This is a genomic window from Streptomyces pseudogriseolus (genome assembly GCA_002154585.1).
Classification (GTDB): Bacteria; Actinomycetota; Actinomycetes; order Streptomycetales; family Streptomycetaceae; genus Streptomyces; species Streptomyces pseudogriseolus.
The window spans coordinates 1-888 of the sequence record MUNG01000709.1 but is presented as its reverse complement, the minus strand read 5'-3'; the positions used below and the strand labels follow the sequence as shown (position 1 = coordinate 888).

The window sequence follows — 888 nt, the reverse complement described above, 5'->3', positions numbered from 1 at the left end:
CACGAGCCCCCCGCGCTGCCCCTGCGCTTCGGCTACGGCACCAACGGCCTCACCGACCTCCGCCTCGACGACGCCCTCGGCCTGCTCGCCGACCTCGGCTACGACGGCGTGGGCCTGACCCTCGACCACATGCACCTCGACCCGCTCGCCCCCGACCTCGCGGCCCGCACCCGGCACGTCGCCCGCCGCCTGGACGAACTGGGGCTCGGCGTCACCGTGGAGACCGGCGCCCGCTACGTGCTGGACCCCCGGCGCAAGCACGGCCCGTCCCTGCTCGACCCCGACCCCGACGACCGGGCGCGCCGCGTCGGTCTGCTGGTGCGGGCCGTGCGGGTCGCGGCCGACCTCGGGGCGCACGCCGTGCACTGCTTCAGCGGCACCGTCCCCGACGCCACCGACGAGGACACGGCCTGGAAACGCCTCACCGACGCCTTCGAACCGGTCCTGGACGCCGCCTCCGAAGCCGGCGTCCCGCTCGCCGTCGAACCCGAACCCGGTCACCTCCTCGCCACCCTCGCCGACTTCCACCACCTGCGGCACGCCCTCGGCGACCCCGAGCCGCTCGGCCTCACCTTGGACATCGGCCACTGCCAGTGCCTGGAACCCCTCGCACCCGCCGACTGCGTCCGCGAGGCCGCACCCTGGCTGCGGCACGTGCAGATCGAGGACATGCGCCGCGGCGTCCACGAGCATCTGCCGTTCGGCGACGGCGAGATCGACTTCCCGCCCGTCCTCGCGGCGCTCGCCGCCACCGGATACCAGGGCCTGACCGTCGTCGAACTGCCCCGGCATTCCCACGCCGGCCCCCGCTTCGCCGCCCACTCGCTGCCGTACCTGCGCCGCGCCGCCCGGCTCGCGGCCGAGCGCACCCCCGGCACGCCCCCCGTC

Annotated in this window: 1 protein-coding gene; it reads left to right on the top strand. The window is 76.0% G+C overall.

The features are described from left to right. Positions 1 to 888: sugar phosphate isomerase/epimerase family protein (locus CCN29_RS34245; protein ID WP_442538695.1), on the top strand; the 888-nt coding region annotated here is incomplete at both ends.